Consider the following 15,050-nt stretch of genomic DNA (forward strand, 5'->3'; position numbering starts at 1 on the left):
CGCACAACGAAGCGTGACTAGGCCGGTTGGCCCGGTCCAGCGTTGTCAAGGCGGCAGCCACGCTGCCTCTGGACTCGCCGCTCAGTCACGTGCATCGTGAATCGAAGAAACCTGCACAGTGCCTTGATCTGACTTGCCAATCGCGATCCGGCGACGAGCGCGGACCGCTGCCATCGATGACGAATTGATTCTGTCATGTAGTTGATTGCGCTCGTCTTCTACACGTTCGGTGCCGATCCCGATGAACGCCGGCTGTCGCGCCTGTTAAGTGACGCGACAGCAAATGCATGACACATGGTCGCATCGGTAGACGTAGATAAGCAGATCAAGGGAACCTATTTTCGGCGCCGATGTACCTGATTGAAGCTTTGCCCACTGTCATCGGAACTGCCGCCATCGCCCCGGCGCTGCTGATGCTGTGGCTCGTCATTGCCGCCGAGGAGCGTCCGGGACCGCCGGCCCAGGTCTGGACTGCGTTCCTGCTCGGCGCGGCCAGCATTTCGCTGCTGGGCCTTGCCCGTGCGCCCTTCGCCAAGATGGTTGCAGCCCCTGACAATCCCTGGGCCGCGCTCGCCATGCATTCGGTCTTCGGGGTCGCACTGCCCGAGGAAGCGGTCAAGGTGATCGCCATCGTGCTGGTCTCCTCGACCAAGCGGCGGACCTTCGCCAATCCGATGGACACCGTGGTCTATGGCGCCGCGGTCGGCCTCGGCTTCGCCGCCTACGAGAACCTCGCCTACCTCGTTCAGCACGCCGAGATGTGGCGCTCGCTGGCCGCCCTGCGCAGCGTGCTGACCGTGCCGTTCCACGGCGCGCTCGGCATCATCGCCGGCGCCTACCTGACCATCGCGCGCGCCGGCACGGCGCTGGGTGCCAACCGCCACCATCGCGACTGGGCCCGCCTCTCCAGCCGCCTGCTGATCTTCGCAGGCCCGGTCGCGCTGCATTCGGCCTTCGACTTCCCGCTGCTGACCTTGCAGCGGATGCCCGATCTCGATCCGACACTGCGGATGTGGCTCGGCGGAGCGAGCCTGCTGATCGGCTTCAGCTCGATTGCCTTCGCCATCCGCCTGGTGCGGCGGGTCGCGCGCCATCACGCGCCGCGGACCGATATCGCGCGGGAGCGGCTCAGCCAGCTGCGCCGGATGTGGGCGCTGCTGCTCGCCGGCGGCGGCGTCGGCTTTCTCGGCCTCGCCTTCGTGCTGACCTCGATCCATCACTGGCTGATCAACCCCGAGCGCAATCTGACGCTGGCCCTGATCCCGATCGGCTTCGTCTCGATCCTGCTCGGTCTCGCGCTCCTGATCGTCACGATCGCGATCTACATTCTCGGCCGCAACCGCGTTCGCACCAGCGGCGAAGGTTTTTCGTCAGCGCACGGCGGCGGTTGAGCCACGGGATGGCAAGCGCGGCGTGTGCATATTAGATTGAGCACACGTCTTTCGATCTGGAGCCTGCCGATGACATCGCGTGAGGATTTTTCCCGGCTGCAATCCGCCATGAGCCAGACGGTCAAGGCGCATTGGAAGGCCTTCCTGTTCGAAGGCATCCTGCTTGCCGTACTCGGCGTCGCCGCGCTGATCCTGCCGCCGCTCGCGAGCCTTGCGATCACGATCTTTCTCGGCTGGATGTTCCTGGTCAGCGGCATCGGCGGACTGATCGTGACCTATTGGGCGCGCAACTCGCCGGGGTTCTGGTGGTCGCTGATCTCGGCCGCGCTGGCCGTGCTTGCCGGGATGCTCCTGCTGGCCCGGCCGATGCAGGCCGTGCTGACGCTGACCATCGTGCTCGGCGCCTACTTCCTCGCCGAGGGCGTCGCCACCATCATGTATGCGCTGGAGCACCGCCGCGATTTGAGCAGCCGGTGGACGTGGCTCCTGATCTCGGGCCTCGTCGACATCGCCATCGCGTTCATGGTGATCACGGGGCTGCCGAGCTCGGCGGAATGGGCGATCGGCATCCTCGTCGGTATCAATTTGCTGTTCGGCGGCGCCACCCTGATCGGCATGGCGCTGGCGGCACGCAACAGCAACAGTTGAGGCGCCTCGTGGCCCCTCGCGCCGATTGGGGGTGACAACCCGGCAATCGCACGCTATATCAGCGGCCATGATCACCCTCGTCACCAGCTATTTTTGGTATTTTAGCTACGACAGCTCGCTGGCGGCAGGAGGATCGCGCTCAATCTGAATATTGAAGCAAACGTCCGAACAAGCCGCCAGACCTGGCGGCTTTTTATTGCCGGCAGGTTCAAACAAGCAGGAGCCCGCCGTGCTGAGCACGACCGACGATCTTCGTATCCGCGAACTGAAAGAGCTGAGCACACCGGAAGAGGTGATGCGGGAAGTCCCGCGCACGCTCACCGCAACGCGTGTGGTGATGGCGGCGCGCAACGCCATTCATGCCATCCTCAACGGCCAGGACGACCGCCTGCTGGTCGTGGTCGGCCCCTGCTCGGTGCACGATCCCAAGGCCGCGCTCGAATATGCCGAGCGCCTCGCGAGCCTGCGCGAGGACCTTGCCGACCAGCTCGAGATCGTGATGCGGGTCTATTTCGAGAAGCCGCGCACCACCGTCGGCTGGAAGGGCCTGATCAACGATCCTGACCTGGACGGCAGCTTCGACATCAACAAGGGCCTGCGACTGGCGCGCAACGTGCTGTCCGCGGTGAACAATCTCGGCCTGCCGGCCGGCACCGAATTCCTCGACATGACGACGCCGCAATACATTGCGGATCTCGTGTCCTGGGCCGCGATCGGCGCGCGCACGACCGAGAGCCAGATCCATCGCGAGCTGGCCTCGGGGCTGTCCTGCCCGGTCGGGTTCAAGAACGGCACCGACGGCAATGTGCGCATCGCGGCGGACGCGGTGAAGTCGGCCTCGCATCCGCATCATTTCATGGCGGTGACCAAGCTCGGCCGCTCGGCGATCGCCTCGACCGCGGGCAACGAGGATTGCCACATCATCCTGCGCGGCGGCAGCAAGCCGAACTACGACGCGGCAAGCGTCGCGGCGGCCTGCAACGACCTGGCCAAATCCGGCGTCGCGCCGCTGGTGATGGTGGATGCGAGCCACGCCAATTCGAGCAAGAAGCCGGAAAACCAGCCGCTGGTCATGGCCGACATCGCCGGCCAGATCTCGGGCGGCGAGAACCGTATCATGGGCGTGATGATCGAGAGCAATCTCGTCGCCGGCCGCCAGGACGTGGTGCCGGGCAAGCCGCTGACCTACGGCCAGAGCATCACGGACGGATGCATCGACTGGGCGGCCACGGCAACCGCGCTCGAGCAGCTCGCTGACGCGGTCGAGATCCGGCGCAACACGCAGCGCGCGGGGCTGCACGAGCGCTCGGCGTAAGGCCAAAGGCAACGCGGGCGGGGCGAGCTGTCGCGCCCTGCCCGCCGCTGGCGGCTTATTATTTGAGCTCCGCCCAAACGCGTCCCGCGTTTGTCGCGAGGGAAAACCGCTTCATACTTTTCCGGATCATGCTCTAGCAGCCGCGGCAGATGCTCTTGATCTTCTTGTCGAGCGCCGCGTCTTCCTTGTTCACGGGATTGTTCGGATCGCTCAGATTCTTCTCGTTCGGCACATCGCTGGCGCGCGGCTGACGATGGCCGATGGGTGCCTGCGGCACCGATCCCGACGTGGCGCCGCTGGATGTCGACCCCTTGGAGCCGCTGGGCTGTGCAACCGCCGCGCCGCCAAGCAAGACCACGAGCGACGCTGCCACCACCATGATCTTCTTCATGTCCGTTCCTCCATTCTCAAACCCGCGTTCTCTGCATCGCCGCTCATGGCTCGGGCGGATAGAGATGAACGTCGCCGCAATAATCCACGATACGATAGCGCGTTTCCGTCTCCGCTTCACGTGCGTCAGCTGCGGTATTTTGCACCGCCAACACATAATTCGGCCCGACCGGCGATTTGCCGGCGCCCCCGGGAATGTCGATGACGTAGTCGGGCTGACACAGTCCTGACACCCGTCCGCGCAACTGCCGCATCAAATCCTGTCCCTCGGCCAACGTCGTTCGCAAATGCACGGTGCCCGGCGCGAGATCGCCGTGATGCAGATAGTAGGGCTTGATCCGGCATTCGACGAAAGCTCGCATCAAATCCGACAAAGCGGCAATGCTGTCGTTGACGCCGCGCAAAAGCACGGACTGGCTCACCATGGGAATCCCGGCATCGGCGAGTCGCGCAAAGGCCGCGCGCGCAGGCCCCGTCAACTCGCGCGCATGGTTGGCATGCACCGCGACCCAGGTGGTCGCGCCCTCGACCTTGAGCGCCGCGACCATCTCGTCGCTGATGCGCGACGGATCGGCTACCGGCACGCGGGTGTGAAGGCGGATGATCTTGACGTGATCGATTCCCGCAAGATCGGCCATGATCTCGCCCATCCGGCGCGGCGACAGCATCAAGGGGTCGCCGCCGGTCAGGATCACTTCCCAGATCTCGCTGTGCGAACGGATGTAATCGATCGCCGCGCGATAGGCGCCGTCCGAGAGCGCATTCTCCTTGCCGGGCCCGACCATTTCGCGGCGGAAGCAGAATCGGCAATAAACCGCGCAGACGTGAACGAGCTTGAACAGCACACGGTCGGGATAGCGATGCACGATGCCCGGCACCGGCGAGTGCGGGTGATCGCCGATCGGATCGGCGCTCTCGCCTGGCTGCATCTCCAGCTCCGCGACGGTCGGAACGAATTGCCGCGCGATCGGATCGTCGGGGTCGGACGCGTCGATCAGTTCGACCAGCGCCGGCGTGATCGCCACCGCATAGCGCGCGGCGACACGTTCGAGCGCGGGCAGCGCTTCGGCCGGTGCAAGCTGCGCGGCCACAAGTTGGGCCGGCTCACGCAGGGTGCGTGCAAGGTTGGTCTTCGTCATGTCTCACTTAACGTTTCATTTGCAGGCGGTGTCCACACCACCTGATCGATCCGCGCTGCGCCGCTCGCCAGCATCACCAGCCGGTCGAAGCCGAGCGCGACACCGCTCGCATCCGGCATTTCGGCGACCGCGGCCAGAAAATCCTCGTCCAGCGGATAGGCCTCGCCATAGCGGCGCTGCTTCTCTGCCATCGACTCCGTGAAGCGCTTGCGCTGTTCCTCGGCGTCGGTCAACTCGCCAAAGCCGTTGGCGAGCTCGACGCCGCAGGCATAGACCTCGAACCGTTCGGCGACCCGCGGGTCATCGGCCTTCACGCGCGCCAACGCCGCCTCTGGAGATGGGTATTCGAACAGAATGGTCAAACGCCCCTGCCCCAGATGCGGCTCGACATGCTCGACCAGGACCTTGCTGAAGATGTCGGACCAGGTGTCGTCCTCCGCGACGCGGACCTTGCCGCCGGCCGCCTGCGCGAGCGCGGCACGGTTACCTTCGCCGTCCGAGATTGTCGACAGCAGGTCGATCCCTGCAAACCGCTCGAAGGCGCCAGCGACGGTCAGAAGCTCCGGTTCCGCGAAGGGATCGGCGGTCCGGCCACGGAAGGAGAACGACCCGATTCCCGTCGCCTGCGCGGCGCGGGCGATGACCACGACGGTGTCCGCCATGATGGCATCGTAGGGGGCGCGAGCCCGATACCATTCCAGCATGGTGAATTCGGGCAGATGCAGGTCGCCGCGCTCGCGATCACGGAACACCCGTGCGAATTCGAAAATCCGCTCCTCGCCCGCCGCCAGCAGCTTCTTGCAGGCGAATTCCGGCGAGGTCCGCAAGTACCGGCTGGCACGGCTGCCATCCGGCCGCATGATCTCGGTCCGGGGGGCGTGCAGATGGGTTTCGTTACCCGGGGAGACCTGAAGGACCGAGGTTTCGACCTCCAGGAACCCCTGCTCGGCGAAAAAGCCCCTGAGAGACCCGGTAACGGCCCCCCTGGCCTGAAGGAACGGCCGCCGGTCAAGGTGCCGCCCGGGCGACCAGAACGGCGAAATCGGCTTGTCCCCAACCATCAACCGACCGCTCCCCGGCCCAGCAAAGTGCTGGCATCCAACGGCAAAATCAGTATGTTGCGCCCCGAAACGGGCGCTGCGGTCCGATTTGAGACCCCGGGTCCCCCCGAGATTTGACCACGTCCTGGCCCGAGCCGGGCCAAGCAAGCAGGAAATATAGCTTTGAGAGTCATCGCCAGTTCTATTCGCAAGGGCAACGTGATCGAGCAAGACGGCAAGCTTTATGTCGTCGTGAGCGCCGAGAACATCCATCCCGGCAAGGGCACCCCGGTCAGCCAGATCGAAATGCGCCGAATCTCGGACGGGGTAAAGATCTCCGAGCGCTACAAGACCACCGACCAGGTCGAAAAGGCCACGATCGAAGAGCGCAACTACACCTTCCTGTATGAAGATGGCGACGGCTTCCACTTCATGAACCCCGAAACCTACGACCAGGTCCAGGTCCCCAAGGACGTTGTCGGCGATGCCGCCGCCTATCTCCAGCCAGAAATGATCGTCAAGTTGTCGACCCACGAGGTCAATGTGGTCTCGCTCGCGCTGCCGCAGCGCGTCACGCTGGAAGTGGTCGAGACGGAGCCGGTGACCAAGGGCCAGACCGCTTCGTCCTCCTACAAGCCCGCAGTGCTGTCCAACGGCATCCGCACCACCGTGCCGCCGCATATCTCGGTCGGCACCCGCATCGTGGTGATGACCGAAGACGGCTCCTACTCCGAGCGCGCCAAGGACTAAGTCAGGGATCGAGGATCGGAACAGGTGCCGCCGGGGGGCGAGACAGTGGTTGGGAAGAGTTTCCGCTTCGTCTCGCTTCTGCTGGCGTCGCTTTCGCTCCTCACTGCCACGCCGCTCGCTGCGGATGAGATCCGCACCCCTTCGCTCACGGCCCTGCGCATCGATTGGCGCGCAGCGCTCGACCAGCTCCGCACCGAGGTCACCAGCCGTCCCCAGATCGCGGGTGACTTCATCTTCGCACCCCGCCGTTCGGTGCCACGCTACGATCCCCGCGCGATGCCCGCGCTGGTGCAGCTCAACGCGGTCTCATCGCAATTCTTCACCGGTATCGCCCGCAGCTCCGTACCTGTGCTGCTGCCGTTCGATGTTGCCGCATATCTCGAGGCGCAGCGCAACCGCGCACCGGGGGCACTCGCGCTTTCGCACTACCAGGCCGATTTCAATCCCGTCGACATGTTCGATGCCGGCCCCTCAGGCTACAGTGCCAGCTTCTCGCTCGAACCCGGCGCCGGCGACGGCATGCCGAGCCGCGTCTACGCAAGGCCGGTCGAGGTGCAGATCACGGGCTCGGCACTCGTTTACGACGTCGCCGATCCCACCGGCGGCAAGGGCGAGCAGGTCAAGCCGCTTGCGGCAACCTATCCGGACCTGCGCAGGTTCATCCGAGAGGGCTATGTCCGCTACGCCTTCACCCGCTTCGGCGTTGCCTATGTCGTCTCCATCCAGTGCCTGGACAGCATCGCAAAGCCGCGGAGGCTCGCCTGCAAGGAAGCCTATCCGGTTGCCGAGCGCTTCCTGAAAGGGCTCCGCGTCGCCGGCGGCCAGCGCATGCGGCCGCTCACGGACATGGCCTCCAGCATCATCGATCGTCCTTTTGCGCGTTCGCCGGATTTCACCTACCGACCGAGCGGCGACATCATCCCGAACACCGGTTATCGCAACAAGGCCGGCCATCCGGATGTGATGGCCTATGCGCAGATCCGTTTCCCCCTCGAGAAGGCACCCGCCTTCGTGCGTTCGCAATCCTACGGCAAGCGCGACAAGAGCGACGGCCCGACGGCCTATCCCTGGCGCGACAATTTCTGCGAATCCCGCAGTTTCGAGGTCTGGCAATGCGGCGGCGGTTATGGCCACCAGGGCGAGGACATCCGCGCCGCCGAGTGCCCACCGCCCGGCGAAGGCCGCGAACCCTGCGATCCCAAGCAGCGCGGCGTCGTCGCGGTGCGCGACGCCATCGTGATCCGCGGCGTCAAGGATCAGGCCGCGACGCTCGAGGTCAACAGCCGCACCGAGCATATCCGCTTCCGCTACATGCACATGAACCCGCAGGCGCTGACCGCCGACGGCATGCTCAATGGCCGCATCGTCACCGAAGGCGAGAAGATCGGCGTGGTCTCCAACTATCTCGACCATCCGGCCGGCACATCGATGCATTTGCATTTCGACGTGCAGGTCTTTACCCGCGACGGCTGGATCTGGGTCAGTCCTTACCTCACGCTGGTCTCGGCCTATGAGCGCCTGATCCACGCCCGCGGCCGCGAAGTCGGCCCGGAGATCGCCGGCACGCCGCAGCCGGTGGCGCATGCGTTGCCGGAGGACGTGATCAAGCCGGACCTGCGGGAAGGATCGAGCGGCGAGGAGAATTGAGGCAACTCGCGCTTCACTGCGCGCCTCGATGACAATTCGATGACGGCTCCTTCAGCGTGGGGCCTGATCGACCATCTCCAGATCGTCGGACGAGACGGCCTTCTCTGGCCCCAGAATTGCTTTGCTCCGGGCAGGCAAACTGGATGAAGGGAAGCACATGCGTAGTCTCACCACGGCGGCCATTCTCGCGGTCGCATTCGCGATCCCGGTGCATGCGCAGGAATTGACCGGCACGCTGAAGAAGATCAAGGAGACCGGCGCGATCACGCTCGGGGTGCGCGACAGCGCGGTGCCCTTCAGCTACATCGACGAGAAGCAGAAGACTGTCGGCTACGCCATCGACATCTGCACGAAGATCGTCGAGGAGATCAAGGCAGAGCTCAAGCTGGACAAGCTCGCGGTCAACGAGAACCTGGTCACCTCGTCCAATCGCATTCCGCTGATGGCGAACGGCACCATCGATCTCGAATGCGGTTCGACCACAAACAACGCCGACCGCCAGAAGCAGGTGTGGTTCACCAATACGCATTTCCTCACGGCGAGCCGCTTCGTGTCGAAGAAGGCCTCGAAACTCGACCAGGTCGACGACCTCAAGGGCAAGGCGGTCGTCTCGGTTTCGGGAACGACCAACATCACCCAGCTCAACAAGGCCAACGCGGCCCGCTCGCTCGACATCACCGTGATGAATGCCAAGGACGTCCCCGAGGCATTCCTCATGGTCGAGACCGATCGCGCCGTGGCGTTCGTGATGGACGACATCCAGCTCGCGGCGATGATCGCGTCGTCGAAGGACCCCTCGCTCTACGCCATCAGCACCGGCGCCTTTTCCGATCCCGAGCCCTACGGCATCATGCTGCGCAAGGACGACACGCCATTCAAGACGGTGGTCGATCGAGCCACCGCCAAACTCTACAAGAGCGCGGAGATCGAGAAGATCTACAACAAATGGTTCATGGAGCCGGTGCCGCCGCGCGGCCTGAATTTCCACGTGCCGATGCCGGTGTCGATGAAGAAGTCGTTCGAGCATCCCTCGGACAATCCGGATCCGGCCTCGTACGGAGGCTGACGGCTCCATCGAGTAGCCCGGATGAGCGCAGCGACATCCGGGACTTTCGCTGCGACTTTCCCGGGTGTCGCTACGCTCACCCGGGCTACAAGGGGACGCGCGCTACTCCAACAGCGTCGTCAGCTGAGCCCCCTCGTCCGCCACGAACACCGCGATCAATTCTGCCGGCTCGGTCGCGCTGGCATTGGCCGAGACCAGATGCGTCGATCCCGGCGGCTCGAAGAAGGACTGGCCGACACCAAACGTCTCGACAGGACCGCCGCCAAGCTGGGAGCGGATTTCACCCTTGGTGATGTAGGCGGTCACCGAACCCGCGTGACGATGCGGCCGCGAGAATCCGCCGGGGCCGTAGAACACACGCACGATGGTAACGCGCTTGCCCGGGACGTTCGGCAGCGCGTAGGAGCCGATCGGCTCGACCTTGTCGAGCGGCGAACTCTCCGGCGCGGTCGCGCAGAGCGGCGCCAACGCGCCGGACACCGCATCCATCGTCACCGGCAACGCCTTGCCGATCGCAAGCGCGCAGGCGAGCCCGCCGACGACGGCCAGCGCCATCGAGCGCGATGGCACTGGACGCTGCGCATGGGTCAAACTCACTGCAGTCATGATAACCTCCCCTTGTTTTCTCGTTGTTGCAATCAAGATGCCGCGGCGCTCGCTGCGACCGGCCGCTTCGCCGGCGCCCAGCGATACGCGGCGCCAAAGCGGTTCCAGACGTTGATCGAGGCGACCGCCGAGGTCAGGTACATCAGCTCGGCCTCGGAGAATTGGCCGGAAGCCTCCGCATAGACCTCCTCACTGACGCCATCGGGCAGGAACGTCAGCGCCTCCGCCCAGGCCAGCGCAGCGCGCTCGCGCGCGGAAAAGACCGGCGCCTCGCGCCAGACCGCGACCAGATTGAGCTTGTCCACGGGCACGCCGATCCGCTCCGACAACAGGATGTGGTGCTGCACGCAGAAGGCGCAGCCGTTGATCTGCGAGGCGCGCAGCTTGACCAGCTCGAGCAGCTGCTTGTCGAGGCCAGCCTTGGCCGCCACCTGGCCGAGCGCAAGCACGAGCTCATACGCATCGGGCGCGATCTTCTTGAAATCCTCGTACTCGCTGCGGGCGTGTGACATTGGCCTTCACCTCGTGTATTGTGAGACTGCTTACATCTTATAAGAGCTCTTATATGTCACGCAAGACCGCTGCCATCACGAAATCGAAGGCCTCGCGGAAGCCGACCGCGCCTGCCGAAATTGCTGCCGTTCGCCTGCCCGCGCCCGGCGAAGGCAAGCGTGGCGAGCAAGGTTATCTCGGCTATCTGCTGCGGCAGGCCCATGCCGCGGTCCGCTTGACGATGGAACGGACGCTCGCCGACCTCGGCGTGACGTCGCCGCAATTTGCCGTGCTGACCATGCTGAACGCCTATCCGGGCCTCTCCGGCGCCGACGTCGCCCGGCTCACCTTCCTGACCCCGCAGACGGTCGGCGTGATCATTCGCAACCTCGATCGCGACGGTGCGATCGTGATGACGCCTCACCCGGTCCACGGCCGGATCCAGCAATGGACGCTGACGCAGCGGGGAACGACGCTGTTGAAGGCATGCAGGGCGCGCGTGATCGCGCTGGAGAAGCGTCTTGCGGCAAATCTGGACGCCAAGGCAGAAACCGCGATCCGGCGCTGGCTCGCCGGCATCGCCGCCGATTTGCAGGAGGACTAACCGGCTCTAGTCGCCGCCGCCTCCGTCACCACCGCAGCCGCCGTCGCCGCCATCGGCATCCGAGAAATCGGCGACGGCGCCGTCGCCCTGAATGCCGCGGCCAAAGTTCTCGGCGATGATCATCAGGATCACGACAAACAGCCCGGCACCGAACGGCCAGGGATTGCTACGGATGATGTCGAACAGCTCCCGCATGCGTGCATTCTGGGCAGACGGAAGCAAACCGACCGTAAAGCGACAGGCTCAAAGTTGGGGATCTCCGGGCGAGCCTAAGGACGCTCAGCCGCCCTTCAACGCTTTCCTAACCTCGCCGTCGGGCCAGGCATCGCCCGCCGCGCTCACGCGCACGCGGCTCTGATCGGCGGCATTCACCAGCACATGCGAACTCGTCCGATCACCGCTCGGCTCGAGACGCAGATCGGTTTCCGGCTTCCAGCTCAACGTGGTCGCGAGATCGCCGGGATAGATCCGCCATCGCGATCCGTCGTCGAGTTCGACGACATGGCTTTCCGCATGTGCCCGTATCTTCATTCCACCCCGAATTCTCGATGAGCAGACTGCGTGCAGAAATCGGGCCCCGGCGTTTGGCCGGGGCCCTGCTCCGTCAGTCGTTGTCGTGATGAATCACGGTCTTGCTGCGATTGCCGAATTCATCTTCCTTCTTGATCACCGTGGTCCGGTCGGTGGGCTCGCGCTCCCTGATCACCGTGGTGCGGTCGCGATCGCGGTCCCGCTCACGATATTCGTGGGACTGTCCGACCGTCACGCCGGCACCGACCGGGCCGACGTGAACGCCGACTTCGTCGGCGAATGCAGGGGCGGCGATGGCCGTGACCATGGCGGCGGCAAACAGATATCTCCTCATCTTCATCCTCCAGTGTATGCGGGGGAATGCGGGACTGCGACACTTTGTTCCGGCGGAACGCGGCGCGATGGCCTGTTCCCGGTGTTCCAGGAACCGGCCCACAGCAGCCGTGTTTCCCGCTAGAATGGGTCCATGAAACAAGCTGATTCCTCGGCCAATCACAGCCGCCGCGCCCTGCTTCGATCCACGCTCGGCGCAGCCGCACTCATCACATTCCCCACGCAGCTTCTCGCCGCGCCTCCGGGCTTCGACGAATGGCGCGAGGGTTTTCGTGCACGCGCCATGGCAAAGGGCATTTCGGCCGCGACCTGGCAGCGCGCGATGGCGCGGGTCGAGCCCGACATGAGCGTGTTCAAGCAGATGCGCAACCAGCCCGAATTCCACGAGCAGGTCTGGCAATACATCAACCGCCGCGTGTCGGACTGGCGCATCATCAACGGCAAGATCGCGCTGAAGAACAACGAGGCGCTGCTCGCGCGCATCGAGCGCGATTTCGGCGTCGAGCGCGGCACGCTGCTGGCGCTGTGGGGCGTGGAGTCGGCCTATGGCGATCCGCTGGTGCAGCAGAACCACATGACGCCGGTATTCCCCTCGCTCGCCGCGCTCGCCTGGAACGAGCCGCGCCGCAAAGCCTATTGGGAGACCGAGCTGATCAACGCGCTGCGCATCGTCGACAAGGGCTGGAGCACGCCGGAGCAGATGCAGGGCTCCTGGGCCGGCGCGATGGGGCATTCGCAATGGATGCCGGAGGTCTGGCTCAATGTCGGCATCGACTATGACGGCGACGGCAAGGTGTCGCCGTTCGGCAAGCCCGACGACGCGCTGGGCTCGACGGCAAAGTACCTGGTCAATCGCGGCAAGTGGCGCCGTGGCGAGCACTGGGGCTACGAGGTCCGCGCGCCCGGCGATATGAGCGGTAACCGGACCTACGCGGCGTGGGCATCGGCCGGCGTCACCCGCGCCGACGGCCAGCCGTTTCCGCAACCAAATGCATCCGCGCAGATGTGGACGCCGGTTGCGGGCGGGCCGACCTTCCTGCTCGGACCGAATTTCTATTCGGTGAAGAGCTACAATCCCTCGATGAACTATGCGCTCGCAATCTGCCATCTCGGCGACCGCTGCCTCGGCGCGCCGCCCTTCATTCAGCCCTTCCCCGGCTCAGAGCGCGCGCTGACGCTCGCCGAGGTGCAGGAGATGCAGACGCGCCTGACCAAGGCCGGATTCGACACCGGCGGCACCGACGGCCGTGTCGGCAACGACACCATGAAGGCGATCAAGGATTTTCAGCAGCGCGCGGGGATCACGCCCGCCGATGGCTATGGCGGGCTGAAGGTGCTGGCGAAGCTGCGGCAGGGGTCGTAACTCGCCTCAGTGCCGGTACTGCGGCTCTTCCGCGTCGAGCTGCCGCCGGATCGCGGCGAGATGCAATCGCGCGGATTCGGAATCGCCTTCGCGCATCTGCCTGTACGTTTCCGCCGCGATCGCGGGATCGACCGGCAGCACCTTTCGTCCCGTCGACATCGCCAGCACCTGCACCTCGGCGGCGCGCTCGAGATAATAGAGATCGTCCCAGGCCTCCGCGATGGTCGGCGCCAGCACCATCACGCCATGATGCTTCATGAAGACGATGTCGGCATCGCCAACCGCGGAAGCGATGCGCGCGCCTTCGCGGTTGTCGAGCGCGAGGCCGTTGTAATCGCGGTCCACTGCGGTACGGCCGTAGAATTTCAGCGCGGTCTGGCCGGCCCAGATCAGGGGATCACCCTCGGTCATCGACAACGCCGTGGCGTAGGGCATGTGGGTGTGGAAGGCGACCTTCGCACGCGGCAGGCGCTTGTGCATCTCGGCGTGGATGTAGAACGCGGTCGCTTCGGGTACGCCCTCGCCGTCGAGCACGTTGCCGTGGAAATCGCAGATCAGAAGCTTGGACGCCGTCAGCTCGCGGAAGGCGTAGCCGTAGGGATTGACCAGGAAGAGATCGTGATGGCCGGGCACCACGGCCGAGAAGTGGTTGCAGATGCCTTCTTCAAAACCATTGCGCGCGGCCATGCGGAAGCAGGCCGCGAGGTCCTCGCGCGCGGTGCGGATCGCGTCGGTGGCGAGATCAGGCCGGTTCGAGCGGAACGGCGCAGGTGCGGATGAGGAAGATTGAAGGCTGTGCGCCATGGCGAAGGAAACCTCTATCGGTATCGGTCGGAGGAGGCCCGCGTTGTACAGGGCCGACGCCGCTGCGTCTGCCCCCGCGGGCGCCACCCTGCCCTTCGCGCCTCGCGCGGCGGCCTATTGCCGCCGCGGCACGCCGCCGGCGTTCATGCCGCCGTCGATGACGAGCTCGCTGCCGGTGACGTAACGCGAGGCATCGGAGGCCAGATACAGCACGCCGGCGGCGATCTCCGCGGCCTGCCCGGCACGGCCGAGCGGCGTTGCGACCTTGGCCCGCTCCTCGGGGTCGATCGGGGCGTTCTGGCCGGCGCCCGTCGCCCCCGTCGGGATCTTGCCCCAGATCGGGGTATCGATGATGCCGGGGTGAACGGAGTTGACACGAATGCCGTCGCCGGCCGCCGCGCACTCCATCGCGATCGATTTGGCGAACAACCGCACGCCGCCCTTGGTCAGCGAATAGGCCGAGAGGCCCGGCGCACCGCGCAGGCCCGCGAGCGAGGACATCATGACAATGGAGCCGCCGCCGGTCTTGCGCATCAGGGGCAGGCAATGCTTCACGGACAGAAACACGCCGTCGAGGTTGATCGCGTTCTGCTTGTGCCAATCAGCGAGCGTCATGTCGACGATCGAGGGTACGGCAATGCCGATGCCGGCATTGGAGACCATGATGTCGAGCCGGCCATAGCGCTTGGCGATCTCGGCGACGATCTCGATCCAGCGCTCCTCGCTGGTGACGTCCTGCTCCAGGAAGATCGCCTTGCCGCCGGCTTTTGTGACACGCTTGGCGAGCTCTGGGCCGCGCAGCTCGTCGATGTCGGTGATGACGACGGTAGCGCCTTCGCGGGCGAACACCTCGACGATCGCCTCGCCAATGCCCGAGGCGCCGCCCGTCACCAGCGCGACCTTGCCCTCAACCTGCCCTGCCATGTTCACT

At 65.1% G+C, this 15,050-nt stretch carries 18 protein-coding genes; 8 read left to right on the forward strand and 10 right to left on the reverse strand.

Annotated features, from left to right (window positions below; genetic code table 11):
- The first annotated feature begins 350 nt into the window (after positions 1-350).
- The 3 genes from BJ6T_RS26005 (at position 351) to BJ6T_RS26015 (ending at position 3,354) form a co-directional block, all read left to right on the forward strand.
- Positions 351-1,391, forward strand: coding sequence for a PrsW family glutamic-type intramembrane protease (locus BJ6T_RS26005; protein WP_014495490.1), 1,041 nt, complete (start codon positions 351-353; stop codon positions 1,389-1,391).
- A gap of 69 nt (positions 1,392-1,460) precedes the next feature.
- Positions 1,461-2,039: an HdeD family acid-resistance protein gene (locus BJ6T_RS26010; protein WP_014495491.1), complete on the forward strand. Its 579-nt coding sequence runs from the start codon at positions 1,461-1,463 to the stop codon at positions 2,037-2,039.
- 229 nt (positions 2,040-2,268) lie between these two features.
- A complete protein-coding gene (locus tag BJ6T_RS26015) occupies positions 2,269-3,354 on the forward strand; it encodes a 3-deoxy-7-phosphoheptulonate synthase (RefSeq protein ID WP_014495492.1) in 1,086 nt (361 codons plus the stop codon).
- Positions 3,355-3,487: 133 nt separating this feature from the next.
- On the opposite strand, the gene BJ6T_RS26020 is transcribed toward BJ6T_RS26015, so the two are convergent.
- The 3 genes from BJ6T_RS26020 to epmA are packed head-to-tail and all read right to left on the reverse strand — an operon-like array spanning position 3,488 to position 5,944.
- A complete protein-coding gene (locus tag BJ6T_RS26020) occupies positions 3,488-3,745 on the reverse strand; it encodes a hypothetical protein (RefSeq protein WP_014495493.1) in 258 nt (85 codons plus the stop codon).
- Positions 3,746-3,788: 43 nt separating this feature from the next.
- Positions 3,789-4,883, reverse strand: coding sequence for a lysine-2,3-aminomutase-like protein (locus tag BJ6T_RS26025; RefSeq protein WP_014495494.1), 1,095 nt, complete (start codon positions 4,881-4,883; stop codon positions 3,789-3,791).
- Entirely contained in the window at positions 4,880-5,944 is a 1,065-nt protein-coding gene (epmA, locus tag BJ6T_RS26030) for an EF-P lysine aminoacylase EpmA (protein WP_014495495.1), read from the reverse strand. Before epmA ends, BJ6T_RS26025 begins: the two co-directional genes overlap by 4 nt.
- Positions 5,945-6,106: 162 nt before the next feature.
- On the opposite strand from epmA, the gene efp reads away from it, so the two are divergent.
- The 3 genes from efp to BJ6T_RS26045 all read left to right on the forward strand — a co-directional run bounded on the left by efp (position 6,107) and on the right by BJ6T_RS26045 (position 9,386).
- The gene (efp, locus tag BJ6T_RS26035; RefSeq protein ID WP_014495496.1) at positions 6,107-6,673 is read left to right on the forward strand and encodes an elongation factor P; all 567 of its coding nucleotides are present in this window, start codon (positions 6,107-6,109) and stop codon (positions 6,671-6,673) included.
- 24 nt (positions 6,674-6,697) lie between these two features.
- Positions 6,698-8,320 (forward strand): hypothetical protein, encoded by a 1,623-nt coding sequence (locus tag BJ6T_RS26040; RefSeq protein ID WP_014495497.1) that lies wholly within the window; start codon positions 6,698-6,700, stop codon positions 8,318-8,320.
- Positions 8,321-8,477: 157 nt separating this feature from the next.
- Positions 8,478-9,386 (forward strand): amino acid ABC transporter substrate-binding protein, encoded by a 909-nt coding sequence (locus BJ6T_RS26045; protein ID WP_014495498.1) that lies wholly within the window; start codon positions 8,478-8,480, stop codon positions 9,384-9,386.
- 102 nt (positions 9,387-9,488) lie between these two features.
- On the opposite strand, the gene BJ6T_RS26050 is transcribed toward BJ6T_RS26045, so the two are convergent.
- Together BJ6T_RS26050 and BJ6T_RS26055 are read right to left on the reverse strand one after the other, a co-directional pair.
- Positions 9,489-9,992, reverse strand: coding sequence for a cupin domain-containing protein (locus BJ6T_RS26050; RefSeq protein WP_014495499.1), 504 nt, complete (start codon positions 9,990-9,992; stop codon positions 9,489-9,491).
- A 32-nt stretch (positions 9,993-10,024) separates the two neighbouring features.
- Positions 10,025-10,504 carry a carboxymuconolactone decarboxylase family protein gene (locus BJ6T_RS26055; protein ID WP_014495500.1) on the reverse strand — a complete coding sequence of 160 codons (480 nt, stop codon included), beginning with the start codon at positions 10,502-10,504 and terminating at the stop codon, positions 10,025-10,027.
- A 53-nt stretch (positions 10,505-10,557) separates the two neighbouring features.
- Between BJ6T_RS26055 and BJ6T_RS26060 the strand changes: the two genes are divergently transcribed.
- Positions 10,558-11,088 carry a MarR family winged helix-turn-helix transcriptional regulator gene (locus BJ6T_RS26060; RefSeq protein WP_014495501.1) on the forward strand — a complete coding sequence of 177 codons (531 nt, stop codon included), beginning with the start codon at positions 10,558-10,560 and terminating at the stop codon, positions 11,086-11,088.
- A gap of 6 nt (positions 11,089-11,094) precedes the next feature.
- Here BJ6T_RS26060 and BJ6T_RS26065 read toward each other — a convergent pair whose 3' ends face one another.
- From BJ6T_RS26065 to BJ6T_RS26075, 3 genes are all read right to left on the reverse strand, one after another.
- Positions 11,095-11,283: a hypothetical protein gene (locus BJ6T_RS26065; protein ID WP_014495502.1), complete on the reverse strand. Its 189-nt coding sequence runs from the start codon at positions 11,281-11,283 to the stop codon at positions 11,095-11,097.
- Positions 11,284-11,367: 84 nt separating this feature from the next.
- The gene (locus BJ6T_RS26070; RefSeq protein WP_014495503.1) at positions 11,368-11,619 is read right to left on the reverse strand and encodes a hypothetical protein; all 252 of its coding nucleotides are present in this window, start codon (positions 11,617-11,619) and stop codon (positions 11,368-11,370) included.
- Between the two features lie 73 nt (positions 11,620-11,692).
- Positions 11,693-11,953 carry a hypothetical protein gene (locus BJ6T_RS26075; protein WP_014495504.1) on the reverse strand — a complete coding sequence of 87 codons (261 nt, stop codon included), beginning with the start codon at positions 11,951-11,953 and terminating at the stop codon, positions 11,693-11,695.
- 132 nt (positions 11,954-12,085) lie between these two features.
- On the opposite strand from BJ6T_RS26075, the gene BJ6T_RS26080 reads away from it, so the two are divergent.
- Positions 12,086-13,315, forward strand: a complete 1,230-nt coding sequence (locus tag BJ6T_RS26080; RefSeq protein ID WP_014495505.1) for a lytic murein transglycosylase — start codon at positions 12,086-12,088, stop codon at positions 13,313-13,315.
- Between the two features lie 6 nt (positions 13,316-13,321).
- On the opposite strand, the gene BJ6T_RS26085 is transcribed toward BJ6T_RS26080, so the two are convergent.
- Complete coding sequence (locus BJ6T_RS26085) at positions 13,322-14,119, reverse strand: aldolase (protein WP_014495506.1); 798 nt, start codon at positions 14,117-14,119, stop codon at positions 13,322-13,324.
- 114 nt (positions 14,120-14,233) lie between these two features.
- Positions 14,234-15,043, reverse strand: coding sequence for an SDR family NAD(P)-dependent oxidoreductase (locus tag BJ6T_RS26090; protein ID WP_014495507.1), 810 nt, complete (start codon positions 15,041-15,043; stop codon positions 14,234-14,236).
- Positions 15,044-15,050 lie beyond the last annotated feature (7 nt).

Origin of the sequence: Bradyrhizobium japonicum USDA 6, from assembly GCF_000284375.1 — a bacterium.
GTDB lineage: Bacteria > Pseudomonadota > Alphaproteobacteria > Rhizobiales > Xanthobacteraceae > Bradyrhizobium > Bradyrhizobium japonicum.

Excerpts from the sequence above, each read along its gene's own strand:
- BJ6T_RS26020 (WP_014495493.1), bottom strand. The coding sequence starts at position 3,745 with ATGAAGAAGATCATGGTGGTGGCAGCGTCGCTCGTGGTCTTGCTTGGC.
- BJ6T_RS26090 (WP_014495507.1), bottom strand. The coding sequence starts at position 15,043 with ATGGCAGGGCAGGTTGAGGGCAAGGTCGCGCTGGTGACGGGCGGCGCC.
- BJ6T_RS26005 (WP_014495490.1), top strand. The coding sequence starts at position 351 with ATGTACCTGATTGAAGCTTTGCCCACTGTCATCGGAACTGCCGCCATC.
- BJ6T_RS26070 (WP_014495503.1), bottom strand. The coding sequence starts at position 11,619 with ATGAAGATACGGGCACATGCGGAAAGCCATGTCGTCGAACTCGACGAC.
- BJ6T_RS26060 (WP_014495501.1), top strand. The coding sequence starts at position 10,558 with ATGTCACGCAAGACCGCTGCCATCACGAAATCGAAGGCCTCGCGGAAG.
- epmA (WP_014495495.1), bottom strand. The coding sequence starts at position 5,944 with ATGGTTGGGGACAAGCCGATTTCGCCGTTCTGGTCGCCCGGGCGGCAC.
- BJ6T_RS26085 (WP_014495506.1), bottom strand. The coding sequence starts at position 14,119 with ATGGCGCACAGCCTTCAATCTTCCTCATCCGCACCTGCGCCGTTCCGC.
- BJ6T_RS26055 (WP_014495500.1), bottom strand. The coding sequence starts at position 10,504 with ATGTCACACGCCCGCAGCGAGTACGAGGATTTCAAGAAGATCGCGCCC.
- BJ6T_RS26045 (WP_014495498.1), top strand. The coding sequence starts at position 8,478 with ATGCGTAGTCTCACCACGGCGGCCATTCTCGCGGTCGCATTCGCGATC.
- BJ6T_RS26080 (WP_014495505.1), top strand. The coding sequence starts at position 12,086 with ATGAAACAAGCTGATTCCTCGGCCAATCACAGCCGCCGCGCCCTGCTT.
- BJ6T_RS26075 (WP_014495504.1), bottom strand. The coding sequence starts at position 11,953 with ATGAGGAGATATCTGTTTGCCGCCGCCATGGTCACGGCCATCGCCGCC.
- BJ6T_RS26010 (WP_014495491.1), top strand. The coding sequence starts at position 1,461 with ATGACATCGCGTGAGGATTTTTCCCGGCTGCAATCCGCCATGAGCCAG.
- BJ6T_RS26050 (WP_014495499.1), bottom strand. The coding sequence starts at position 9,992 with ATGACTGCAGTGAGTTTGACCCATGCGCAGCGTCCAGTGCCATCGCGC.
- BJ6T_RS26025 (WP_014495494.1), bottom strand. The coding sequence starts at position 4,883 with ATGACGAAGACCAACCTTGCACGCACCCTGCGTGAGCCGGCCCAACTT.
- BJ6T_RS26065 (WP_014495502.1), bottom strand. The coding sequence starts at position 11,283 with ATGCGGGAGCTGTTCGACATCATCCGTAGCAATCCCTGGCCGTTCGGT.